Source organism: Arthrobacter sp. UYCu712 (assembly GCF_040547005.1).
Classification (GTDB): domain Bacteria; phylum Actinomycetota; class Actinomycetes; order Actinomycetales; family Micrococcaceae; genus Arthrobacter.
This window is the reverse complement of sequence record NZ_JBEPOZ010000005.1, coordinates 100,598-122,942: the sequence shown is the minus strand read 5'-3', so window position 1 is coordinate 122,942 and position 22,345 is coordinate 100,598. Positions and strand designations below refer to the sequence as shown.

The 22,345-nt window shown below is 67.7% G+C and carries 21 protein-coding genes; 11 read left to right on the top strand and 10 right to left on the bottom strand.

The features are described 5' to 3' along the window. Positions 1-51: 51 nt before the first annotated feature. The 4 genes from ABIB51_RS07210 to ABIB51_RS07195 are packed head-to-tail and all read right to left on the bottom strand — an operon-like array spanning position 52 to position 4,165. A complete protein-coding gene (locus ABIB51_RS07210) occupies positions 52-825 on the bottom strand; it encodes an ABC transporter ATP-binding protein (protein ID WP_354186889.1) in 774 nt (257 codons plus the stop codon). Continuing rightward, a complete protein-coding gene (locus ABIB51_RS07205; protein ID WP_354186887.1) occupies positions 822-1,907 on the bottom strand; it encodes an ABC transporter ATP-binding protein in 1,086 nt (361 codons plus the stop codon). Before ABIB51_RS07205 ends, ABIB51_RS07210 begins: the two co-directional genes overlap by 4 nt. Further along, positions 1,904-2,872 (bottom strand): branched-chain amino acid ABC transporter permease, encoded by a 969-nt coding sequence (locus ABIB51_RS07200; RefSeq protein ID WP_354186885.1) that lies wholly within the window; start codon positions 2,870-2,872, stop codon positions 1,904-1,906. Before ABIB51_RS07200 ends, ABIB51_RS07205 begins: the two co-directional genes overlap by 4 nt. 9 nt (positions 2,873-2,881) lie before the next feature. Next, the gene (locus ABIB51_RS07195) at positions 2,882-4,165 is read right to left on the bottom strand and encodes a branched-chain amino acid ABC transporter permease (RefSeq protein ID WP_354186883.1); all 1,284 of its coding nucleotides are present in this window, start codon (positions 4,163-4,165) and stop codon (positions 2,882-2,884) included. A 529-nt stretch (positions 4,166-4,694) separates the two neighbouring features. Here ABIB51_RS07195 and ABIB51_RS07190 point away from each other — a divergent pair. Then, positions 4,695-5,615: a Bax inhibitor-1/YccA family protein gene (locus ABIB51_RS07190; protein WP_354186881.1), complete on the top strand. Its 921-nt coding sequence runs from the start codon at positions 4,695-4,697 to the stop codon at positions 5,613-5,615. A 91-nt stretch (positions 5,616-5,706) separates the two neighbouring features. On the opposite strand, the gene ABIB51_RS07185 is transcribed toward ABIB51_RS07190, so the two are convergent. Together ABIB51_RS07185 and galK are read right to left on the bottom strand one after the other, a co-directional pair. After that, the gene (locus tag ABIB51_RS07185; protein WP_354186879.1) at positions 5,707-6,945 is read right to left on the bottom strand and encodes an acetyl-CoA C-acetyltransferase; all 1,239 of its coding nucleotides are present in this window, start codon (positions 6,943-6,945) and stop codon (positions 5,707-5,709) included. Between the two features lie 20 nt (positions 6,946-6,965). Next, a complete protein-coding gene (galK, locus tag ABIB51_RS07180; RefSeq protein WP_354187125.1) occupies positions 6,966-8,126 on the bottom strand; it encodes a galactokinase in 1,161 nt (386 codons plus the stop codon). Between the two features lie 85 nt (positions 8,127-8,211). Here galK and ABIB51_RS07175 point away from each other — a divergent pair, with 85 nt between their 5' ends. The 4 genes from ABIB51_RS07175 to ABIB51_RS07160 are packed head-to-tail and all read left to right on the top strand — an operon-like array spanning position 8,212 to position 12,415. Then, entirely contained in the window at positions 8,212-9,168 is a 957-nt protein-coding gene (locus ABIB51_RS07175) for an aldose 1-epimerase family protein (protein WP_354186877.1), read from the top strand. A 48-nt stretch (positions 9,169-9,216) separates the two neighbouring features. After that, positions 9,217-10,524 (top strand): AI-2E family transporter, encoded by a 1,308-nt coding sequence (locus ABIB51_RS07170; protein ID WP_354186875.1) that lies wholly within the window; start codon positions 9,217-9,219, stop codon positions 10,522-10,524. 21 nt (positions 10,525-10,545) lie between these two features. Then, positions 10,546-11,784, top strand: coding sequence for a threonine ammonia-lyase (gene ilvA / locus ABIB51_RS07165; protein WP_354186873.1), 1,239 nt, complete (start codon positions 10,546-10,548; stop codon positions 11,782-11,784). Between the two features lie 4 nt (positions 11,785-11,788). Beyond that, the gene (locus ABIB51_RS07160) at positions 11,789-12,415 is read left to right on the top strand and encodes a rhomboid family intramembrane serine protease (protein ID WP_354186871.1); all 627 of its coding nucleotides are present in this window, start codon (positions 11,789-11,791) and stop codon (positions 12,413-12,415) included. 122 nt (positions 12,416-12,537) lie between these two features. Here the strand turns inward: ABIB51_RS07160 and greA are convergent, their stop codons facing one another. After that, a complete protein-coding gene (greA, locus tag ABIB51_RS07155) occupies positions 12,538-13,032 on the bottom strand; it encodes a transcription elongation factor GreA (RefSeq protein ID WP_354186869.1) in 495 nt (164 codons plus the stop codon). Between the two features lie 180 nt (positions 13,033-13,212). Beyond that, positions 13,213-13,671, bottom strand: a complete 459-nt coding sequence (locus ABIB51_RS07150; protein WP_354186867.1) for a DUF4307 domain-containing protein — start codon at positions 13,669-13,671, stop codon at positions 13,213-13,215. 115 nt (positions 13,672-13,786) lie between these two features. Between ABIB51_RS07150 and mca the strand changes: the two genes are divergently transcribed. The 4 genes from mca to ABIB51_RS07130 all read left to right on the top strand — a co-directional run bounded on the left by mca (position 13,787) and on the right by ABIB51_RS07130 (position 18,076). Next, positions 13,787-14,692 carry a mycothiol conjugate amidase Mca gene (mca, locus tag ABIB51_RS07145; protein WP_354186865.1) on the top strand — a complete coding sequence of 302 codons (906 nt, stop codon included), beginning with the start codon at positions 13,787-13,789 and terminating at the stop codon, positions 14,690-14,692. A gap of 90 nt (positions 14,693-14,782) precedes the next feature. After that, entirely contained in the window at positions 14,783-15,124 is a 342-nt protein-coding gene (locus tag ABIB51_RS07140; protein ID WP_354186863.1) for a hypothetical protein, read from the top strand. Further along, the gene (locus ABIB51_RS07135) at positions 15,102-17,324 is read left to right on the top strand and encodes a thioredoxin domain-containing protein (RefSeq protein ID WP_354186861.1); all 2,223 of its coding nucleotides are present in this window, start codon (positions 15,102-15,104) and stop codon (positions 17,322-17,324) included. Before ABIB51_RS07140 ends, ABIB51_RS07135 begins: the two co-directional genes overlap by 23 nt. Continuing rightward, positions 17,321-18,076, top strand: coding sequence for an HAD family hydrolase (locus ABIB51_RS07130; protein WP_354186859.1), 756 nt, complete (start codon positions 17,321-17,323; stop codon positions 18,074-18,076). The genes ABIB51_RS07135 and ABIB51_RS07130 overlap by 4 nt, the downstream gene beginning before the upstream one ends. Before the next feature lie 66 nt (positions 18,077-18,142). On the opposite strand, the gene trhA is transcribed toward ABIB51_RS07130, so the two are convergent. After that, positions 18,143-18,805, bottom strand: a complete 663-nt coding sequence (trhA, locus tag ABIB51_RS07125) for a PAQR family membrane homeostasis protein TrhA (RefSeq protein WP_354187123.1) — start codon at positions 18,803-18,805, stop codon at positions 18,143-18,145. A 256-nt stretch (positions 18,806-19,061) separates the two neighbouring features. Between trhA and ABIB51_RS07120 the strand changes: the two genes are divergently transcribed. Beyond that, a complete protein-coding gene (locus ABIB51_RS07120; protein WP_354187122.1) occupies positions 19,062-19,823 on the top strand; it encodes an isoprenyl transferase in 762 nt (253 codons plus the stop codon). Positions 19,824-20,058: 235 nt separating this feature from the next. Further along, a complete protein-coding gene (gene phoH2 / locus ABIB51_RS07115) occupies positions 20,059-21,498 on the top strand; it encodes an RNA 5'-3' helicase PhoH2 (protein WP_354186857.1) in 1,440 nt (479 codons plus the stop codon). 170 nt (positions 21,499-21,668) lie between these two features. Here the strand turns inward: phoH2 and ABIB51_RS07110 are convergent, their stop codons facing one another. Beyond that, a complete protein-coding gene (locus ABIB51_RS07110; RefSeq protein WP_354186855.1) occupies positions 21,669-22,328 on the bottom strand; it encodes a GNAT family N-acetyltransferase in 660 nt (219 codons plus the stop codon). Positions 22,329-22,345: the final 17 nt, after the last annotated feature.

Here is a 22,345-nt window from a genome sequence, read left to right as displayed (position 1 = left end):
AGGGCCGCCACCGGCTGGTGACGGCCCTCCTGGGAGCTGCTGCCCGAAACGCTAGTCGACGGTGTCGGCCAGGGTGCCCAGATACAGCTGGATGACCTTGGGATCCTTCATGAGCTCCCGCCCGGTGCCTGTGTAAGCGTCCTTGCCCTGGTCAAGGACATAGCCGCGGTCACAGATCTGCAGGCAGCGGCGCGCGTTCTGCTCCACCATGATCACGGAGACGCCGGCCCGGTTGATCTCGTGGACCCGGAGGAAGGTCTCATCCTGCTTGACAGGGGAGAGGCCTGCGGAGGGCTCATCGAGCAGGAGCACGGCCGGGTCCATCATCAGGGCCCGTCCCATGGCGACCATCTGGCGTTCGCCGCCGGAGAGCGAGCCGGCCCGCTGGGCGCGCCGCTTGCCGAGCTCCGGGAACAGGCCGGTGACGAAGTCGAACCGTTCGGCGAAGTCCTTGGGCCGCTGGAACATGCCCATCTGCAGGTTTTCCTCGATGGTCAGGGCGGCGAACACGTTGTTGTTCTGCGGAACGAAGCCGACACCCCTGCTGACCAGCTTGTTGGCCTTCAGCCCGGTGATGTCCTGGCCCCGGACCACAACCGAACCCGAGTGCACCTTGACCAGGCCGAACATCGCCTTGAGCAGCGTTGACTTACCGGCGCCGTTGGGGCCGATGATGCCGATCAGCTCGCCCTTGCGGGCCTCGATGCTGCAGCCGTTGAGGATGTTGACGCCGGGAAGGTAGCCGGCCACCAGATTGGTGACCTTGACGACCGAATCCTCGTCATGGATGGGCTTGACGGCGGCTGCCGCGCTGGTGGCGCTCATTCTGTGTCCTTCTCTGTGCGGGTCGGCTCATCGGCGCTGCGCCTGCCGCGGGCCGGACCGTTGCTGTCCGGGACCGCGGGCGAATCCGTTTCACCGGCGACGACGTCGAGCGAGATGATGCCGGCGTTCTCGGTGCCGACAATGGACTCCTCGTCGGCTACGAGCTCGGCGGCGAGCTCCTTGATGCCTTCCGAGTCACCGAGATCGACGTCGTGGTGGGCGCCCAGGTAGGCGTCAATCACGGCCGGGTTCTTCATGACGTCGGCCGGCGGGCCTTCGGCCACGATCTTGCCCTCGGCCATCACCACGACCCAGTCGGCGATATGCCGGACCATGTGCATGTCGTGCTCAACAAACAACACGGTCATGCCCTCGGCCTTGAGGTTCTTGATGTGGTCAAGGAGGGACTGGGTCAGCGCCGGGTTGACGCCTGCCATCGGCTCGTCGAGCATGACCAGCTTGGGCTTCACCATCAGGGACCGCGCCATTTCCAGCAGCTTCCGCTGGCCGCCGGAGAGGGACGCTGCGTAGTCGTCCTTCTTGGCATCCAGCTTGAACTTCTCGAGCAGCACGTCGGCCTCGGCCGTGATCTCTTTCTCGCGGCCGCCCCAGATGCCCTTGAACAGGGCCTTGGACAGCCGCTCACCGGACTGCCGGGAAGCACCCAGCCGCATGTTTTCCATGACGGTGAGCTTGCCCATGACCTTGGTCAGCTGGAAGGTGCGGACCATTCCCATGCGGGCCACTTTGTACGAGGAAACGCCGGCAATGCTCTGGCCCTCGAACTGCCACTTGCCCGAATTGGGCGTGTCGAAGCCCGTCAGCAGGTTGAACAGCGTGGTCTTGCCGGCACCGTTCGGGCCGATCAGCGCTGTGATCTTGTGCCGCGGGATCTCCAGGTACTCGACGTCGACGGCGTTAATGCCGCCGAAGGTGCGGGTGACATTTTCCGCCACCACGATCGGATCGCGCTTCTTGCAGCCGGGAGCAGTGTCCCCCGCGGCAATCGGACGCGTGTCCGTCATGTAGTCAATTTGTTCCGAGTTCTCCGACGGACGGGGTTCTTCGCTCTGCGTGCTCATGCGAACGCCAGCTCCTTCTTGTTACCGAAGACGCCCTGGGGCCTGAAGATCATCAACAGCATCAGTGCGACACCCACAAGGATGTAACGCAGCTGGCCGGCCTGGACTGTGTTCAGCCAGGTGACGGCGCCGGATTCGATCAGGCCGTACAGGATGCCCTGCGTGAGGGACAGCACCACCCAGAAGATCATCGCGCCGACGACGGGTCCCAGCACCGTGCCGAGGCCGCCTAGCAGCAGGCAGGTGTAGAGGAAGAACGTCAGTTCCGTGCCGTAGTTGGCCGGCTGGACCGCGCCGCGGGGGAGCGTAAAGATCATGCCCGCCAGGGCGCCGAGCACGCCACCGATGATGAGGGCCTGCATCTTGTACGCGTACACGTTCTTGCCGAGGGACCGGACCGCGTTTTCGTCCTCACGGATGCCCTTGAGCACGCGGCCCCACGGGCTCCTCATCAGCAGCCACACCAGGGTGCAGCAGATGATGACGAGGCCCCAGCCGACGACGCGGATGAAGAAGTCCCGGTTGTTCATGCCCAGGTAAGAGCCTTCCGGGAACGGGTTCATGCCGTAGAACCCGCCTTCGAAGGCGGCCAGGCCGTTGGCCGAACCCGTCACGGCGGTCAGCTGGTTGGTCGTGACGATGTAGCGGACGATTTCCGCGGCCGCGATCGTGACGATTGCCAGGTAGTCCGCGCGCAACCGCAGAGTGGGTATGCCCAGGAGCATCGCGAAGATGGCCGAGCAGATCACGGCGATGAGCAGGCCGACGAAGAACGGCACGCCGAATGTAAGGGTGGAGACGGCGAAGCCGTAGGCTCCCACCGCCATGAAGCCGGCCTGGCCGAAGTTGAGCAGGCCGGCGTAACCGAAGTGAACCGCGAGGCCGAGGGCGGCGAGCGCGTACGCCGCCGTCGTCGGGCTGAACAGTTCACCGGCAGCGCTTGAAAGTATGAATCCGAAGTCCATGGCTGTCTCCTAACCCACGCGCTCGCGACGGCCCAAGATGCCCTGAGGCCGGAACAAGAGGACAACAATCATGATGAACAGTGCTCCCACGTATTTGAGGTCGGCGGCGAGGCCGAACACGGTGGTCAGCTCTACGAAGATGCCGACGATGATGGAACCGATCAGGGCGCCGAAGACCGTGCCGAGACCGCCCAGGGTCACACCGGCGAAGATGAGCAGCAGGATCTGCGAGCCCATGTCGAAGGTGACGCCGGGCCGGTAGTAGGCCCAGAGGATGCCGCCGAGGGAAGCCAACATGCCGCCGGCCACCCAGACGATCCGGATGACGTTGTCGACGTCGATGCCGGAGGCCGCCGCCAGGGCAGGGTTGTCGGCCACCGCGCGGGTGGCCTTGCCGAGCCGGGTCTTCAGCAGGATGATGCCGATCACTGCGATGACGACGGCACTGATGACGAGCGACCACAGGTTGTTGGGGGAAATGGAGACCGGGCCGATCTGGATTTCCGCGCTCTGGGCGTAGGGCAGCTGCTGCGTGGCTCCGCCGAAGTAGAACTGAATCACGTAGCGGACGGCCAACGCGAGGCCGATGCTGACGATCATCATCGGGACCAGGCCGGTGCCGCGGCGCCGCAGCGGCTTCCACAGGCCTGCGTCCTGGACGTAGCCGAATAGTCCGCCGCCGAGCAGAGCGAGCAGGATGGCCAGCCAGAACGGGAGATTCATGGCGTTGAAGGCAAAGACGAGGACGGCGCCGAGGGTGACCATTTCGCCATGTGCGAAGTTGGTCAGGCCGGTGGTGCCGAAGATCAGCGACAAGCCCACGGACGCGAGGGCCAGCAGCAGCCCGAAGCTGAGTCCGGCCACGAGGCGGTTCAGGAGGTTCTGGCCGAAGTCTTGCTGTTGGACGACGATGCCTTGGCCAAATGCGAAGATCACCGAGAGGTTGGAGGTCTGGCTGAAGGTGACCTTGCGGGGGTTTTCCTGGCCGTCGGCGAGCTTGATGCCCTCCGGCAGTGTGGATTCGTCCAGCTCGACCTCGTAGGTTCCCTGGGTGGGGACACCGATGGTCCATTGGCCGTTGGGACCCGACTTTGTGGATCCCGTGAAGTCACCGCTCTTGGCGGTGATGGTCACGTCGGCGATCGGGGCGCGGTCGTCGCCGCGAAGGAAACCGCTGATGCTGTTTTGGAACTGCGTTGCCGACGGTGATGGTGTCGGTGAGGGAATCGTGGCCTGCGATGCGGGTGCGACGATGAGCAGTAGCGCTGCTACGGCGGCGAATACGGCCCCCACAGCTTTCAGCAGTCTGCCGCGCCGTCTCTGCGACAGGCCTCTCGGTGTGCTTCTCAAATTGAAAACCTCCACATGGGGGTGGTACGGGTTGCGCCTTTGCAACCGCTGCGAACGGTCAGGGGACGAGGGGTGGTGCGTGGTGCAATGCAGATAGACAGAAAACGGTAGAGCTTGTGATGTTCGTCACCCTGTGTGGCCCATGTTACAGCGCGAGCAGGCCGTTAAATGCCGCCGCGAGCAGCGAGAACGTCGCGATCGGATAACAACCGTGAAGCCCCGCGCGCACCATGGTTTACCCGGGCTAAAGAAAACTTTTGTTGATTCCGAATATTCCTAAACAGTCGGACTCCGCCGCACCCTCGGGCCGGGAAAACAGGGAGGGCGAGGTCACGGTTGGGTTGCGTCCGGGGCCCCGCGGGAACTATCCCTGCCCGTCAGGCGTGGAAATTGGTAGCGTGAGTTGTAAAGCATGCATTAGCGGCTCACCGCCGGTTCATCATTCACCCCCTTTATTTGGAGGACACCCGCAATGGCACTTGGCGGAAACCCAGTCTTCAACGGAAAGAACTTCCGTGGAGCAACCCAGGCACCGCCTGCCCCGCAGGCTTACGGACAAGGCGCTTACGGCCAGAACGCCTACGGCCAGGCGCCGGGCCGGGCCCCGGGCCAGGTCATGGGCGGGGGCTGGAACGCTGCCCAGCAGGGCATGACCCAGGACCAGCTCCAGGACATGTACAACCGGCCCGCCGCCGGTCCTGCCGACACCGGCCGGATGACCTTCGACGACGTCATCATGAAGACCGCGGCCTGCCTTGGCGCCGTGGTCGCAGGTGCCGCCGTCACTCTCGTGGTGGCAGAGGGCCTGGCCTACATGCTGATGATCGTCGGTGCGCTGGGCGGATTCGTGCTGGCGCTCGTCAACACCTTCAAGAAGCAGCCCTCGCCGGCGCTCATCCTGGCTTACGCCGCGCTTGAGGGTCTTTTCCTCGGCGGCCTCACGCGGATCCTCGACGGCATGTACCCCGGCGTCGGCCTGCAGGCCGTCATCGGCACACTGTCCGTCTTTGCCGTGACCCTCGTGCTGTTCAAGAGCGGCAAGGTCCGGGCCACCCCGAAGGCCATGCGGTTCTTCATGATCGCCATGATCGGCTACGCCGTCTTCGCCCTCATCAACATGGTCATGATGTGGACCGGCGCTGTCCAGGAACCGTTCGGCATGCGGACCAGCTTTGAGATCTTCGGCATCCCGCTGGGCGTCTTCATCGGCGTGCTGGCGATCGGCCTGGCCGCGTTCTCGCTGATCATGGACTTCACCAGCATTGAAGCCGGTGTCCGCAGCGGCGCCCCGCAGCGCTTCTCCTGGACCGCCGCCTTCGGCCTCACGGTCACCCTGGTGTGGCTCTACGTGGAGATCATCCGCCTGCTGGCGATCCTCCGCGGCGACGAGTAACAACCGCCCGGACCCCGGACAACGAAGAGGGGGAGCCCCGCCTGATGGCGGGCTCCCCTTTTCTGCGCCCTTTCCATGGCCAGCCTGGGGCTCAGATCAGCCGCTCCAGAACGACGGCCATACCCTGCCCCCCGCCGACGCACAGCGTGGCCAGGCCCAGGTGCGCGTCGCGTTCCCGGAGCCCGTTCAGCAGGGTGGTGGTCATGCGCGCGCCGGTCATGCCGAACGGGTGCCCCAGTGCGATGGCGCCGCCGTGGACGTTGAGTTTGTCGTGGTCGATTCCGAGCTCCTTGGCGCTCGCCACGACCTGGACCGCGAACGCTTCGTTGAGTTCCACCAGGTCGATGTCCCCGATGCCCAGCCCCGCGAGCTTCAGCGCCCGCCTGCTGGCCTCGACCGGGCCCATGCCCATCAGCTCGGGGGAAAGCGCGCTGACACCGGTGGACACGATCCGGGCGAGCGGCTCGAGCCCGAGTTCGCGGGCCCGGGTGTCGCTCATGACCACGAGGGCGGCGGCGCCGTCGTTGAGCGGGCAGGCATTGCCGGCAGTGACAGTTCCTTCGGTGCGGAAGACCGGCTGCAGGGCGCTGACGGATTCGATCGTGACGCCGGCCCGGGGCGAATCGTCGGCGTCGACCACGACGCCGTCCTTGCGCGTGTACGGGGTGATTTCGCGGGCGTAGAAGCCCGCGGTGATGGCCGTTTCGGCGCGGTTCTGGCTGAGCACGGCCCAGGCGTCCTGATCGGCCCGGCTGATGCCGTAGCTTGTGGCGACATTCTCGGCGGTCTGGCCCATGGCGATGTAGATGTCCGGCATCCGCCCGCCCAGCCGGGGGTCAGTCCACGGCGTGTTGGAGGCGGCCCGCGACACCGTGCGCTGCCGTGCGGCGTCGAACAGCGGGTTGTGCGTGCTGGCGTCAGTCTCACCGGCCCCGGCCCAGTCCCGGTACCGGGACACCGCCTCGACGCCCGCCGCGACAAACGCCTGGCCCTCGCCGGCCTTGATGGCGTGGAAGGCCATCCGGAGGGTCTGCAAACTGGAGGCGCAGAAACGGTTGACGGTGACGGCCGGGACGTTGTCCAGGCCCGCCAGGATGGAGACCACCCGGGCCATGTTGGAGCCTGCCTCGCCGCTCGGTTCGGCGCAGCCCAGGTACAGGTCGTCCAGGCCCCCGCCGCCCGCGTCCGCGGCGTCGAAGGCGGGAATCCTGGCCAGCGCCGCCGTCACCATGGCGGCGGCGAGGTCGTCGGGCCGCTCGTCTTTCAGCGAGCCTTTGAAGGCGCGTCCGATGGGGCTTCTGGCAGCGGAAACAATGACTGCTTCTGACATGCGCCCAGCCTACGCTCCGGTCAGGCCAGGCGCATGGCCCCGGCCGCGGGACGGACGCTGAAGATGTCCGGTGCCGTGTATCCGGCTTGCGCAAAGGACCGTTCGACGGCGGCCCGCACCCCGCGCACCGCACCCACCGGAGTGAGCGCAATCGCCGAGCCGCCGAAGCCGCCTCCGGTCATCCGGGCGCCGAGGGCGCCGGCCGAGCGCGCAGCGTCCACCGCGAGGTCCAGCTCGGCACAGGAGATCTCGAAGTCATCCCGCATTGAGGCATGGGAGGCATCCAGCAAGTGACCGATCGCCTGGGGCCCGGCGCTGCCGAGCAGCTCGACGGTCTGCAGCACCCGGTCGTTTTCGGTGACTACGTGGCGAACCCGGCGGAACGTCTCGTCGTCCAGGAGTCCGCCGGCCTCGGCAAGGTCGTCCAGCCCCACATCGCGCAACGACTTCACGCCGAGGACTTCGGACCCGAGTTCGCAGGACGAGCGCCGGGCGGCGTAACCCCCGCCGGCGTGGGAATGCGAAACCTTCGTGTCGATCACCAGCATCTCCAGGCCGGCGCGGGCGGCGCCGAACGGCACGAGGCGGATGCTCTGGTCCCGGCAGTCCAGGAAGACGGCATGACCGGCCGCGCCACGCAGTGAGGCGGATTGGTCCATGATGCCCGTCGGCGCGCCGACGAAATCGTTCTCGGCACGCTGGGTAGCCAGCACCATGTCCTGGACCCCCAGCCCGGCGCCGGTGAGTTCGTTCAGCGCCGTAATGACGGCGCACTCAATGGCATGGGAAGAGGACAGTCCGGCGCCCCTGGGCACATCCGAGTCCAGGAGCACGTCCATGCCGGTGACGGGGAGCCCGCGCTGCTGCAGCGCCCACAGCACGCCGAGCGGGTACTTCGTCCAGCCGCGTGCCGTGGCACGGTTCAGGGCGCCGGCGTCCGCCGTCGTCAGTCCCTGGTTGCCGAACGTGGACAGCAGCCGGACTGTCGAGTCGGGCCGGATCCGGACCGCCACGCGGGCCGTCCGGTCAATCGCGAACGGCAGCACGAAGCCCTCGTTGTAATCGGTGTGCTCGCCGATCAGATTGACGCGGCCGGGAGCCTGCCAGACGCCGTCGGGGGCCGCGCCGAAAGTGCTCCGGAACGTGGCGGCGAGTTCATCGATGCCCGGCGGCGGGGTCATGGCTGTGCGGATATCGTGGTGCGGCTCATGGGTCCAAGGTATACGGATTGCCGGGCCGGTCTGTACGGTGGTGCGCATGGATCAGATGACCCCCATTCCCCACAACGCATCCGCGGCAGGAGACGGAGCAACGCGGCGCTATGCCTCGGGCCGCCAATACGAGCTGCGGCGCGGCGACGCCCTCGCCGTCGTGACCGAACTGGCCGCCGGCCTCCGGCTGTACAGCCGCGGCGGCACCCAGCTGACCGAGAGCTACGGCGATGCGGAGATCCCGCCCGGGGCCACCGGGATCACCCTGGCACCCTGGGCCAACCGGGTGGAAGACGGGCTCTGGTACCTGAGCGGCAAGAAACAGCAGCTCGACATCACCGAGGTGTCGCGCAACAACGCCAGCCACGGCCTGCTGCGCAACAGCTCCTACGGACTTGTGGATGAATCGGAATTCTCGGTCACGCTCGAAGCTGCGGTCTTCCCCCAGCACGGCTATCCCTTCCTGCTGCGCCACCGCGTCCGCTACGAACTCGCCGAGGACCTGGGGCTCGTGGTCCGGCAGTCCCTCATCAACGATTCGCAGGAGCCCGCGCCCTTTGTCCTCGGCGCCCACCCCTACCTGCGGCTGGGGGAGCTGCCCAGCGAGGAGCTCACCGTGACCGTCGGCGGCGGCACCCGGCTCGTGACGGACGACCGGGGCATTCCGCGCGGCACCGAGCCGGTCAGCGGGGACTTTGACCTGCGCGGCGGCCGGTCCGTCGCCGGGCTGGATATCGACTCCGCCTACACCGACCTGGAGTACGACGGCGGCATCGCCCGGCACACGCTGCATGCCGCCGACGGCCGCAGCGTGAGCCTCTGGCAGGACACGAACTGCGGCTACGTCCACGTCTTCGTGACGACGAAGTTCCCGGGACGGGCCAAGGCGGTGGCGATCGAACCGATGACCGGGCCCGCCAACGCCTTCAACAGCGGCGACGGCCTCAGCTGGCTCGCGCCGGGGGAGGAGTCCGCCATGACCTGGGGCATCAGCGCGACGCTGGCGCCCTGAGCCGGTCCTGCGTTTCCCATCCGGCGGCTGCTGGGGAATCATGGGGCTATGACGCCAGTTGACGCCGCTGCACCACACAACGAATCCGTTCCCGCCCGACCGGCCGCGCCCCTGCGGGTCCTGACGGACCGGGAGCTGGACCAGGACATCCCCTACGGCATCCGGATCGCGGCGGCGTGGTCCTGGCGGCTGGGGCTGATCCTGTTGTTCACCGCTGCCCTCATCTGGTTGCTCAGCCACATCAGCTTCCTCATCATCCCGGTCATGGTGGCCGCACTGCTGGCCGGACTGCTCAGCCCGGTCACCCGATGGCTGACGCGGCACAGCGTCCCCAAGGGCCTCGCGGTGGCTATCACCGTCCTGGGCTTCCTCGGGATCATCGCCGGCGCACTTGCCCTCGTGGGACGGCAGCTGGCATCCGGCTTGGCCGAGCTGTGGAGCGAGGCGCTCGCCGGAATCCAGCAGATCCAGGGCTGGCTCTCCGAGGGACCCCTGCACCTGTCCGCCGCCCAGATCGATGAGTACCTCAAAGAAGGCGCCGACGCGCTGCAGAACAACAGCAGCAGCATCGTCAGCGGCGCCCTGTCCTTCGGAAGCACCGCTGGCCATTTTGCCGCGGGCCTGGTCCTGGCCCTTTTTGTGCTGATCTTCTTCCTGCTCGAGGGCGACCGGATCTGGGCCTTCCTGGTCCGGCTGCTGCCCCGTAAAGCCCGCGCCGCGGCGGACGGCGCCGGCCGCCGGGGCTGGACATCGATGGTCAGCTACGCGCGGATCCAGATGTTCGTGGCCTTCGTGGACGCCGTCGGCATCGGCGTCGGTGCCGCCATCATCGGAGTGCCGCTCGCCATGCCGCTCGGCGTCCTGGTCTTCCTCGGCTCGTTCATCCCCATCGTCGGCGCGCTCGTCACCGGTGCCGTCGCCGTCCTGCTGGCGCTCGTCGCCAACGGGCCCGTCAACGCGCTGGTCATGCTCGGGATCGTGCTGCTGGTCCAGCAGCTGGAGAGCCACATCCTGCAGCCGCTCGTGATGGGCAAGGCCGTTTCCCTGCATCCCGTGTCCGTGATCCTGTCCGTGGCGGCCGGCTCCTACCTCGCCGGGATCCCCGGGGCCCTGTTCTCCGTGCCAATCCTGGCCGTAGCAAACTCGTCGATTCGCTACATTGCAGGCAGAACGTGGGAACATGATGAGGTGCTTGCAGCCGCGGGTCAGCAGGGCGTCCTCGCCCCTGCCGGGCCCGGCGACGACGGCACTATCAAAGACGTCCACCTGCCAGGTAAACTCCCCGGCCACCGGGAGGGCGCCGCACACCATCACGGTGACCCGGGCAGCGAAGCAGGCCGGGGCACCGGAGCCTGATCCGAAGAAGGAGACTCGTTCGTGATTACCCTTGAGAGCCTGCCCGTCAAGCTGGACAATGTCCTGGAGGCGCAGAAGCTGCTCGACGGGATTATTACCCGGACGCCGGTCGAATCGTCCCGGGCCCTCGGCGCCCTGGCCGGCGGCGAGGTGTTCCTCAAGTGCGAGAACCTGCAGCGCGCCGGTTCCTTCAAGGTCCGCGGCGCCTACGTGCGCATGGCCAAGCTCTCCCCGGACGAGAAGAAGCGCGGCGTCGTCGCCGCCTCGGCCGGCAACCACGCCCAGGGCGTGGCCGTCGCGGCCAAGAGCCTCGGCATCAAGGCCCGCATCTACATGCCCCTCGGTGTGGCGCTGCCCAAGCTCGCCGCCACCCGCAGCCACGGCGCCGAGGTGGTGCTCCACGGCCACAACGTCGATGAGGCGCTGGCCGAAGCGAAGCGCTACGCCGACGAATCAGGCGCCGTCTTTGTGCACCCGTTCGACGACGTCGACGTCGTCGCCGGCCAGGGCACGGTCGGCCTCGAGATCCTGGAGCAGGTCCCGCACGTCGACACCATCCTGATGGGCGTCGGCGGCGGCGGGCTCCTTGCCGGGGTTGCCGTGGCGGTCAAGGCCCGTGCGAAGGAACTCGGCCGCGACATCCGCATCATCGGGGTCCAGGCCGAAAACGCCGCCGCCTACCCGCCCTCGCTGGCCGCCGACGCCCTCGTGCCGCTCAAGCGTGTCTCCACGATGGCCGACGGCATCGCCGTGGGGCGCCCCGGACAGCTGCCCTTCAGCATCATCCGCGAACTCGTGGACGACGTCGTCACCGTCAGCGAGGACGCACTGGCCCGGGCGCTGATCTTCCTGCTGGAACGCGCCAAAATGGTCGTTGAACCGGCCGGCGCCGTCGGCGTCGCTGCACTCATGGAAGGCAAGATCGAGAACCCGGGAACGGTCGCGGTGGTCCTCTCCGGCGGCAACATCGACCCCATGCTGATGCTCAAAGTCATCCAGCGCGGCCTCTCCGCCGCGGGCCGGTACATGACCGTGCGGATGATGCTGGACGACCGCCCCGGCTCGCTGGCCACGATCGCCCGCATCATCGCCGAGAACGACGCCAACGTGACCGGGCTGGACCACACCCGGGTGGGCGGCTCGATCAGCATGGGCGACGTCTCCATCACGGTGAACCTGGAAACCAAGGGCCACGAACACTGCGGACAGGTCCTGGCCGCCCTACGTGCAGAGGGTTTCCAGCCGATCGTGGTGCACTAGTGCCATGACCCTCGACTCATCGCGGAACGGACGGCCCCGCGCCGTCGGGACCACGGCGGAGCGGGCCCGCAAGGGACTGCTCGTGGTGGGATCCTTCGTGCTGGTGCTCTACGTTATCGAGATCATCAACACCCTGCTGCTGCATTCCCTGAACCGCACCTTCGGGCTGCGTCCGCGCAGCCTGGAAGGGATCCTGGACATCCTGACGTTCCCGCTCCTGCACGCCAACCTGACGCACCTGATCTCCAACACCCTGCCGCTGATCATCTTCGGATTCCTGGTGTTCCTCTCCGGGATGAGGGTCTTCGTCACGGCCCTGGCGGCGAGCTGGCTGGGGTCCGGGATCGTCGTGTGGCTGATCGGCGGATTCAACGTGACGGTGGGCGCGTCCGGGGTGGTCTTCGGCCTCTTCGCGTTCCTGCTGGTCCGGGGCTTCTTCAACCGCAACTGGTGGCAGATCCTGCTGTCCGTGGTGCTCTTCATGGCCTACGGCGGCATCCTGTTCGGCATCCTCCCCACCGTGGCCGGCTACGTCTCGTGGCAGGCGCACCTCGGCGGCGCGATCGGCGGCGTCGCGGCCGCGCTGCTGCTGAGCACGCGGCGCGCACAGGCACCGGGCGCAGGGCGGTAAAAACCGGCGGTATGACCGGCTGCCACGCACGCCCCGCCAGGACGAAAAAAGACGCCGGCCTCCCCGCGAAGGGGAAGCCGGCGTCATTCGTTCCGTCCGGGAACGTGCTGTGTGGCGCGGTGTCAGCCGGCGTACGGCTTGGCGGACATAATCTCCACCGTGATGTCCTTGCCGTTCGGGGCGGTGTAGCTGAGCTTGTCGCCCTCCTTGTGGCCGACGATCGCGGCACCTAGCGGGGACTTCTCGCTGAAGACGTTGAGATCGGAATCGCCGGCGATCTCGCGGGAGCCGAGCAGGAAGGTCTCCTCGTCGCCAGCGATCTTCGCGACAACAATCATTCCGGGCTCCACGATGCCGTCGTCAGCCGGCGATTCGCCGACGTGGGCGTCCCGCAGGAGGGCGGTGAGCTGGCGGATGCGGGCCTCGATCTTGCCCTGCTCCTCCTTGGCAGCGTGGTATCCGCCGTTCTCCTTGAGGTCGCCTTCCTGCCGGGCAGCTTCGATCTTCTGAACGATTTCCGCCCGGCCGGGGCCGGAGAGGTGGTCCAGCTCTGCCTTCAGGCGGTCAAAAGCTTCCTGGGTGAGCCAAGCTGCCGTTGCGCTGTTGGGGGTAGACACGGACTTCTCCTTTTTGTGGTCAAACAAGCAAAGACCCCGCCACGGTGGCCACTTATGGAACTCAGTAACCAGCTCAGCGGGGGAAAGGGTATTGATCCATTGTAGTCAATCCTGTGGATAAACCAAAGAACACAGCGGTGTGGATCACACCGTGTTACAGCCGGCCTGCCGGCTGCCGGACTATTTGGCGGCGTCGGGAATCCAGCAGCTGTCGACGACGCCGGAAACCGCCTGGGATTCCGTGCGGACGAGCGCCCGGTGCACGGTGGTGCGCCCGCCGTCGGTGCCGGCGTCGGCGGCGTTAGGCCCGACGTCGACCACCTTCCAGCCGACCACCGCGAACTTGGAGTCCAGCGCCTTGACGGCGCACCTGGCGTCCGTGGCGGGGTCCTTGGTGACCTGGAAATCGATCTCGGCGAGGGTGGCGTCCGGGGTGCTGTAGCCGATGTCCTTGAACGTCACCGACGCGGTGGCGGACGACGTCGAGATCCAGGCCATGAACCCGATCCCCAGCGCGAGGGCCGCAATCAGGATGTAGCGTTTGGTCCTGCCGGTCAGCGCGCGCTTTTGGCTGCCGTATCGATTGGCTAGGCTGGTAGATGCCGGCGCGGGCACGGCAGGCTGATCCTCGGAAGTCACCAGTCCAGTTTAGTGTGGATCGGGGCGGGGAAAATCCGCGCCGACGATCCGGACCTTGTGCCCGGCAAGCGACCCGTATCCCGATCATCAGTAGAAAAAGAGGAGCCGTCCCACGATGACAGCGTCCCCCAGCCCGTCAGCGCCGCTTCGACTGCTGGCTGTCCATGCTCATCCCGACGACGAATCCAGCAAGGGCGCAGCCACGATGGCCATGTACGCGGCGGCCGGCATCGACGTCCTCGTGGCGACCTGCACCGACGGCTCCCGCGGTGACATCCAGAACCCCGCCATGGAGGGCGAACCGCACCCCAAGCGCGACATGGCCGGTGCCCGCCGGCTCGAAATGAACAAAGCGGCCGAGGTCCTCGGTGTCCGGCAACGCTGGCTGGGCTTCGTCGATTCCGGGCTGCCGGAAGGCGACCCGCTGCCGCCCCTGCCGAAGGGTTCCTTCGCCACGCAGACGCTGGAACGGGCGTCCGCCCCGCTGGTGCGCCTGGTCCGTGAGTTCAAGCCACAGGTCATCCTCAGCTACGACGAGAACGGCGGCTATCCGCACCCGGACCACATCATGGCGCACCGGGTTGCCGTCGAGGCGTTCGAGGCCGCCGGCGATCCGGCCCGCTATCCGGGAACCGGCGAGGCCTGGGCGCCCAGCAAGCTCTACTACGACCGCGCCTTCAGCCCAGAACGATTCCGTGCCCTGCACTTCGCGCTGGAGGAGTCCGGACTGCAGTCCCCATACGCGGAGCGGATCGCGGCCTGGCTTGAGGCCGACGCGGAAGGCCACACGCCGCCCGCACCGACCCACCCCACGACCACCCAGATCGAGTGCGGGGACTTCTTCGAGGCGCGGGATGACGCCTTGCGCGCGCACCGCACGCAGGTTGACCCGGAGGGCTTCTTTTTCGCCGTGTCGCCCGCAACCCAGCGGCGCGTCTGGCCGTGGGAGGACTACTCGCTGATCCAGTCCAGGATCCCTGCCGAACTGCCTGAAAAGGACTTCTTCGCCGGGCTAAGATAGACCCAGCAGGCCGTTTCTATGCCGTGTAGAACAATGCGGACAGAAAAACTTTCCTGAAGCAGCCGTCAATTCCCATAGAAGGTCTTAACCGTGCATTCCTTGCTCATCGCCCTGGCAACGTCACCGGCGCCCGCCCCTTCGCCGTCGTTGCGGCCTGGGTTGACCCAGGACCAGGTGACGCCCGGACTGCTGGGCTTCCTGCTGACCGCCTTCATCGTGGTGCTGACGGCACTGCTGATCGTGGACATGGTGCGGCGCATCCGCCGGGTACGCTACCGCGCCCAGGTGGAAGAAGAGCGCGCCGCAGCCGCGGAAGCGGCGTCGAACGGCACCAACACCCCGGCTTCCCCCGATGCGGGGGACCCGAGCCCGGAACGCGGGGCCGGCACCCGCCCGGAAGTCAACGGCGATGCGGGACCCGGAACCCGCTGACGGGGGAACACCGCAGACCGTCCCCGCGGCCGTCAACTCCCTGGGCGCGGAGCCCTCTGCCTACCTCCGGCAGCACGCCGGAAACCCCGTCCACTGGCGCCCGTTCGGAGACGAAGCGTTCGCTTTCGCCGCCGCACGCGACGTCCCGGTGTTCCTCTCGATCGGGTACGCCGCCTGCCACTGGTGCCACGTCATGGCGCACGAATCCTTTGAGGACCAGGCCACAGCGGACTTCCTGAACGCCCACTTCGTCGCGGTGAAGGTGGACCGGGAAGAGCGTCCCGACGTCGACACCGTCTACATGGCCGCCACACAGGCGATCAGCGGCGAGGGAGGCTGGCCGATGTCCGTCTTCCTGCTGCCGGACGGCCGCGCATTCCACGCCGGCACCTACTTTCCGCCTCGGCAGATGCCCGGCCGGCCATCCTTCCGCCAGGTCCTCGAGGCCGTGGTCGACGCCTGGCAGGACCGCCGCGGCACCGTGGAACAGAACGCCGCAACCCTGGCCCGCGGACTTGCCGCCTCGCAGCCGGTATCCGCGGTGCAGCTGGACCGCCCGCCCGAGCCAATCGGCCCGGCCCTGCTGTCCGGGGCGGTCGAGGCCCTCGCAGCCTCGGAGGACCCGGACGCAGGCGGCTTCGGCACCGCGCCAAAGTTCCCGCCCTCCCCGGTCCTGGAATTCCTCATCCGGCACGCCGCCGTTCCCACGCCGGATGCGCCGGCCGGGGAAACCGGCACCGCCGGGGCAGCGAAGGGCATGGCGGGCCGGGCGCTGGCCGCGATGTCCCGTTCGGCCCTGTTCGACCAGCTCGACGGCGGCTTCGCGCGGTATTCGGTGGCCCGCGACTGGTCCGTCCCGCACTTCGAGAAAATGCTCTACGACAATGCCCAGCTGCTGCGCGTCTACGTCCACTGGGTCCGGCTCGGCGGGACGGACGAGTACCCGGTCGCGGAAGCCGCGGACGTAGCCCTCCGCACGGCCGGGTGGCTCCTCGGATCGCTCGGACTGGCTTCGCCCGGACCGACGCCGTCCGGGGCGCCGGCTCCTGCCGGCGCAGCTCCCGAGGCGCTGGCATCCTCGCTGGACGCCGACACCGTAGTGGACGGGGTGCACGCCGAGGGCGCCAGCTATCTGTGGGCACCCGCGGAACTGGCCGGCCTGCTGGGGCCTGACGATGGCGCGGCCGTGTCCCGCCTGATGAACGTCCACTCCCGGGGCACCGTCACGGCGGAGGGCTCCGCGCTGCATCCCGCGCGGGAGCTCAGTACGGCGGAGGCCGGGCTGTGGGAGCGGGTGCGGCCGGTCCTCCTGGCGGCGCGCTCACACCGGCCGCAGCCGGCACGGGACGACAAAGTCGTTGCGGGCTGGAACGGCCTGGCCGTCGCGGCGCTCGCCGAAGCCGGCGCGGTGCTGGAACGGCCCGAGCTGGCCGCTGCCGCGGAACGGATCGCGGAGTACCTCGAACGGGTGCACTGGACCGCCGGTACCGCGGGGAAACCGGGCACCCTTGTGCGGGTCTCGCATGACGGCGCGGCCCGGGGGATCGGCGGGCTGCTGGAGGATTACGCCTTCTGCGCGGAGGGGCTGCTCGCCCTGTACTCGGTCACTGGCCGGACGCGCTGGTTCGCCCTGGCCGGGGACATCCTGGCGGCCGCCTGCTCGCGGTTCGCCGCGGCGGGCGTCCTGACGGACACGGCAGGGGAGTCTGCCCAGGTGCTGAACGCCCAGGGCGGCAGTGCGTCCCTGGATCCTTTTGACGGCGCCACACCCAGCGGGGCCGCCGCGTTCGCCGGCGCGCTGCTGTCCCACTCGGCCCTGACCGGCTCCGCGGAATACCGTTCGCTGGCCGGCAATATCCTCGAGCTGCTGCCGCCCCTGGCAGTCCGGGCGCCGCGGGCGGCGGGCTGGCTGCTCGCGACGGCCCAGGCTGCGCTCGCCGGTCCCGTGGAAGCCGCCGTGGCAGGACCGGACACCGCGGAACGCGGGGCATTGCACCGTGAACTGCTGCTCTCGCCGAGCCCGGGGCTTGTGGTCGCCGTCCAGGACGCCTCCGGCCCGGACACGGTGCCCTTGCTGCGCGGCCGCGGGCCCGCTCCGGACGGATCGCCGCAGGTGTTCCTGTGCCGCGGCATGGTCTGCGAACTGCCGGTCGGTTCTGCCGCCGCGGTCCGGGAACGCCTCGCTACCATGGTGCGATGACTTCCCTGATCCGGCCGCCCATGACCGGCACGCCGCCCCGGAAAAACTTCGAGCTGGTGGTCTTCGACTGCGACGGCGTCCTGGTGGACTCGGAGGTGATCGCCGTCCGGGTGGACCAGCGGGTGCTCGCGGACCTCGGCTGGGAACTCGGGCTGGAGGAGATCGTGGAACGCTTCGTCGGCAAGAGTGAGGCCAGCTTCATCGCCGCGGTCGAAGCGCACCTCGGGATTGACCTGGCCGACGGCTGGGACCGGCAGTACGAGCCGTGGTACCGGGCGGCGTTTGAGCGCGATCTTGTCGCCGTCGACGGCGTCGAGGAGGCCCTGGATGCGCTCCGGCTGCCGCACTGCGTCGCCTCGAGCGGCAGCCACGCGAAGATGCGGCGGACCCTCGGGCAGACCGGCCTGCTGCACCGCTTCGAAGGCAGGATTTTCAGTGCCACGGAAGTGGACCGCGGCAAACCGGCCCCGGATCTGTTCCTGCATGCCGCACGCCGGCTCGGAACACCCCCGGAGCGGTGCGTCGTCGTCGAGGACAGCGTCTACGGGGTGCAGGCGGCCCGGGCGGCCGGGATGCATGTCCTGGCCTACGGCGGCGGCGTCACCCCCGCGGAGCGGCTGGCAGGCCCCGGCACCACGGTGTTCCACGACATGCGGCAGTTGCCCGAACTCGTCGCGGCAGGGCGGCCCCCGACGCCGGAATTCCCCACTTTCGACGTCGGCCACCGGCGTGCCGGACCGAACCGCCGGTAAGTCTCGGCGCCGCCCGGGCAGGGTGGGGAGAATCCGGGAGGGACTGGCCCCGGCGCCCGGCACGGTTCAGCTGAGGACCGCGACGGCAATCGCGATGTAGTGCGCGGCGAAGGCAAAGACCGTGAGGGCATGGAAGAGCTCGTGGAAGCCGAAGTGTTTGTAACTGAAGTTCGGCTTCTTCAGGGTGTAGAAGACCGCCCCGGTGATGTAGAGGGCGCCGCCGATACAGATCAGCACGGCCGACGCGACGTTGGCTGCAAAGAACTGCGGCAGGTAGAACAGCGAGCCGCAACCCAGGGCGATGTAGATCGGCACGTAGAGCCAGCGCGGGGCGTGGGTCCACAGCAGGCGGAAGAGCACACCAAGGATGGCTCCGGACCAGATCACCCACAGCAGCAGTTCGGCTTGCGGGCGTTCCAGCAGGGCCCAGGCCAGCGGCGTGTAGCTTCCGGCGATCACCAGCATGATGTTGGTGTGGTCCAGCCTCTTCAGCACGATCTTCACGCGCGGTGACCAGTTTCCGCGGTGATAGATGGCGCTGATGCCGAACAGCAGGACCCCGGTGAAGGCATAGATGGCGGAGGCGATTTTCAGGTCGGGTGTCGGGGCCAGGACCACCAGGACGATGCCGGCTGCCAACGCCAGCGGGGCCGTTACAGTGTGGATCCAGCCGCGCCATTTGGGCTTGATCATCAGCAGCTCGGCAAGCCGCACCGCGGCGTCATCCATACGCGTTCCGCGCTCAGCCGGGCGCTCTGCCGGGCTCTCCACCGGGCTCTCCACCGGGCGCTCCACCGGGCGCTCAGGCAGGGGCTCTGGACTGTTGCTAACCATGGGGCAATAATAGCTTACGGTCCAGTAAGTTACCCTTCAGTAACACCCGATGCGACGCAATCCCGGGACGCTCCTGCACCTTCCAACGCCCTCCGGCAGGTAGCCTAGGATTTGCACTGAAGTCGTAAAAGGAAGCCAGGTGAATCTCCGGATGGAACTGCCCGGGTTCCTCTATGGCTTCTACGAGCGCAGGCTCCAGCGGTCCCTTGACCCGGAGCGCATCCCCAAACACATCGGCGTCATGGTGGACGGGAACCGGCGCTGGGCCCGCCAGTTCAACGCCCCGACAAGCCAGGGACACCAGGCCGGGGCCGACAAGATCCACGAGTTCCTGGGCTGGTGCCAGGAACTTGGCGTCAAGGTCGTCACGCTGTACATGCTCTCCACGGACAACATGAACCGCTCGGGCGAAGAGCTGGACCTGCTGATGGGCATCATCGCCAACACCCTGGACCGGCTGGACGAGGACGCCGAGATCTCGGTGCACGCCATGGGAGCTCCGGAGCTGCTGCCGGACTACCTCGCCGAACGGCTCAACAACCTCACCGCCCGCACTCCCGCGCGCGAAAAGCTCCACGTCAATGTCGCCGTCGGCTACGGCGGCCGCCGTGAAATCGTCGACGCCGTCCGCGAGCTGCTGCACGACGCCGTCGCCCGCGGTGCGGACATCGGCAAACTGGCCGATGAGCTGAGCGTGGACGACATCTCGCGGTTCCTCTACACACGCGGCCAGCCCGATCCGGACCTCGTGATCCGGACCTCGGGGGAGCAGCGGCTCTCGGGGTTCCTCATGTGGCAAAGCGCCTACAGCGAGTTCTATTTCTGCGAAGCCCTCTGGCCCGCTTTCCGCAAGGTCGATTTCCTCCGCGCGCTGCGCGACTACGCCGGCAGGCAGCGCCGCTACGGCGCCTGAGGACGTTCTTCCGGAGTTAACAGGATGGCAACAGGAATCGCCGAAAAATGGGCGAGGAAACAAGACGGCGGAGATTTACGTTATTCCCATCAGCAGGCAAACCGCCGGCTGATCGGGGAGGCCAGTACATGGAGCGGATTTTCGCACCGGGTGCAGGGGAGGCCGCTTCCGGCCTTCCGGCCGAGCCGCCTCACCAATAACAATTCCGGGCATGCGCCCCGGGGCTGGAGTCGATGTGGCTATTTCTGAACAACTGCCCGACGTCGTGACCGACCAGGGACAGAAAGCTACCTCTCGCGCCAAGCGAGCCACCTCAAAGACCGGTGCAGCGGATTCCGCTGCGGCCGGTCCTGCTGTTTCCGGGGAAGGGACTGCAAACATGGAACCGGCCAGGAGCTTCGTGATCGACACCTCGGTGCTGCTTTCGGACCCGCGGGCTATCCTGCGCTTCGCAGAGCACGAGGTCATCCTGCCGATCGTCGTCATCACCGAGCTCGAAGGCAAGCGGCACGACCCCGAACTCGGCTACTTCGCCCGCAAAGCGCTCCGGCTCCTCGACGAGCTGCGCGTGGAGCACGGCGGACTGGACCGTCCCATCCCGCTCGGCCACGGCGGCGGGACGCTCATGGTGGAGCTGAACCACATCTCCTCCGAGGTGCTCCCCGCCGGCTTCCGCGGCGGTGACAACGACAGCCGGATCCTCGCCGTCGCCAAGAACCTCGCCAACGAGGGACGTGACGTGACGGTGGTGTCCAAGGACCTCCCGATGCGGGTCAAGGCCTCGGCCATGGGCCTGCAGGCTGACGAATACCGCAACGAGCTCGTCAAGGACTCCGGCTGGACCGGGGTAGCCGAGGTGGACGCGAGCGAGGAGGACGTTGCGACTCTCTACGGGCACGAACCGGTCTTCATCCCGGCAGCCGCCGAGTTGCCGACCAACACCGGGCTGGTGCTGCTCTCCAGCCGGGGATCCGCGCTGGGCCGGGTGGGCGCCGACAAGCAGGTGCGGCTCGTCAAGGGTGACCGCGACGTTTTCGGGCTGCACGGGCGCTCCGCCGAACAACGGCTTGCGATCGACCTGCTGATGGACCCTTCCGTGGGCATTGTGTCCCTCGGCGGGCGTGCCGGCACCGGCAAGTCCGCGCTGGCCCTGTGCGCGGGCCTGGAGGCGGTCCTGGAGCGCCGGGAGCACCGCAAGGTGATCGTCTTCCGGCCGCTGTACGCGGTGGGCGGACAGGAGCTGGGCTACCTGCCCGGCTCCGAGGCGGAGAAGATGAACCCGTGGGCGCAGGCGGTGTTCGACACCCTGGGTGCGCTGGTCAGCCAGGAAGTTGTGGAGGAGGTCATGGACCGCGGCATGCTCGAGGTGATGCCGCTGACGCATATCCGGGGTCGTTCCCTGCATGACGCGTTTGTGATCGTGGACGAGGCCCAGTCGCTCGAAAAGAACGTGCTGCTCACGGTGATGAGCCGCATCGGCCAGAACTCCAAGATCGTCCTGACCCACGACGTCGCCCAGCGTGACAACCTGCGGGTCGGGCGGCACGACGGCGTGGCGGCCGTCGTCGAGACCCTTAAGGGGCACCCGCTCTTCGGCCACATCACGCTGACCCGCTCGGAGCGCTCGCCGATTGCGGCCTTGGTGACGGAGCTGCTCGAGGGGGCGGAGATCTAAGCTTCTGTAATCGGTTGGCAGCCGCGCGAGGGTCACCTTCGCGCGGCTGTCGCGTTCCGCCGTCGCTTAGACACCTCCCGCCGCGCCGCTCCGGTCGCTGGGCGACCTCCGCCACGCTGTGGTCGGCGATGCGCTCCTACGCGGAACGCCACAGCCGCACTTGAGCGGGTCTACTCCACCACAGGATCAATCCCCAGGAACTTGGCGGTGGGTTCGTGGCCTTCTACTTTCAGCTGCCAGTCGGGGCGTTTGAAGGTGGCGGGGGTGAGGCGGACCCGTTGGGCCTCCTGCACCTTGCCGCCCCAGGAGGCCCGGGTGACGCCGTTCAGTTCGTAGCCGAGCGTGCGGGAGACGCCGAGGGACTGCTGGTTCCAGGCCGCAGCCTCGGATTCGGCGACTTCCGCGCCCAGCCAGTCGAAGGCGTAGAGCGCGACGGCGGCACGCATCTCCTTGCCGAATCCCTGGCCCTGCACGCTTTGCCGGAGCCAGGAGCCCGTGCTGACCGTCTTCAGGGTGGCGAAATCCTTGGCCTCGACGTCCTGGCAGCCGATGAACTCGCCGTCGTGCCAGATGCCGAGCAGCAGCGTCCACTCCTGCGGCGTCATGTTCCCGCGGCACCGCCAGTACCACTGCGCCATGTTCGGGGCGAGCTCGTCAGCGGGTGACTCGGCCCACGGCTTGCTGAAGGGGCTGCGGCCGGGCTCGTGGACGCCGCTCAGGGCCGCCTGCACCGCCGCGGGGATCTCCTCGTCCCGGATGGGCCGGAGGGTGAGGCGGGGCGTGGCCAGTGAGAGGGCGAACGGGGGCCAGTAGGAGGCGGGCTCAGTCATCACGAAAGCCTAGCGGC

What these genes read in the sequence shown, in the direction of transcription:
- ABIB51_RS07200 (WP_354186885.1), bottom strand. Translation starts at nt 2,872, where the DNA reads ATGGACTTCGGATTCATACTTTCAAGCGCTGCCGGTGAACTGTTCAGC.
- galK (WP_354187125.1), bottom strand. Translation starts at nt 8,126, where the DNA reads ATGACCCCGCCGCCGGGCATCGATGAACTCGCCGCCACGTTCCGGAGC.
- ABIB51_RS07170 (WP_354186875.1), top strand. Translation starts at nt 9,217, where the DNA reads ATGACGCCAGTTGACGCCGCTGCACCACACAACGAATCCGTTCCCGCC.
- ABIB51_RS07185 (WP_354186879.1), bottom strand. Translation starts at nt 6,945, where the DNA reads ATGTCAGAAGCAGTCATTGTTTCCGCTGCCAGAAGCCCCATCGGACGC.
- ABIB51_RS07190 (WP_354186881.1), top strand. Translation starts at nt 4,695, where the DNA reads ATGGCACTTGGCGGAAACCCAGTCTTCAACGGAAAGAACTTCCGTGGA.
- ABIB51_RS07110 (WP_354186855.1), bottom strand. Translation starts at nt 22,328, where the DNA reads ATGACTGAGCCCGCCTCCTACTGGCCCCCGTTCGCCCTCTCACTGGCC.
- ABIB51_RS07175 (WP_354186877.1), top strand. Translation starts at nt 8,212, where the DNA reads ATGACCCCCATTCCCCACAACGCATCCGCGGCAGGAGACGGAGCAACG.
- ABIB51_RS07120 (WP_354187122.1), top strand. Translation starts at nt 19,062, where the DNA reads ATGGAACTGCCCGGGTTCCTCTATGGCTTCTACGAGCGCAGGCTCCAG.
- mca (WP_354186865.1), top strand. Translation starts at nt 13,787, where the DNA reads ATGACAGCGTCCCCCAGCCCGTCAGCGCCGCTTCGACTGCTGGCTGTC.
- ABIB51_RS07210 (WP_354186889.1), bottom strand. Translation starts at nt 825, where the DNA reads ATGAGCGCCACCAGCGCGGCAGCCGCCGTCAAGCCCATCCATGACGAG.
- ABIB51_RS07160 (WP_354186871.1), top strand. Translation starts at nt 11,789, where the DNA reads ATGACCCTCGACTCATCGCGGAACGGACGGCCCCGCGCCGTCGGGACC.
- ABIB51_RS07205 (WP_354186887.1), bottom strand. Translation starts at nt 1,907, where the DNA reads ATGAGCACGCAGAGCGAAGAACCCCGTCCGTCGGAGAACTCGGAACAA.
- ABIB51_RS07130 (WP_354186859.1), top strand. Translation starts at nt 17,321, where the DNA reads ATGACTTCCCTGATCCGGCCGCCCATGACCGGCACGCCGCCCCGGAAA.
- ABIB51_RS07135 (WP_354186861.1), top strand. Translation starts at nt 15,102, where the DNA reads ATGCGGGACCCGGAACCCGCTGACGGGGGAACACCGCAGACCGTCCCC.
- trhA (WP_354187123.1), bottom strand. Translation starts at nt 18,805, where the DNA reads ATGGATGACGCCGCGGTGCGGCTTGCCGAGCTGCTGATGATCAAGCCC.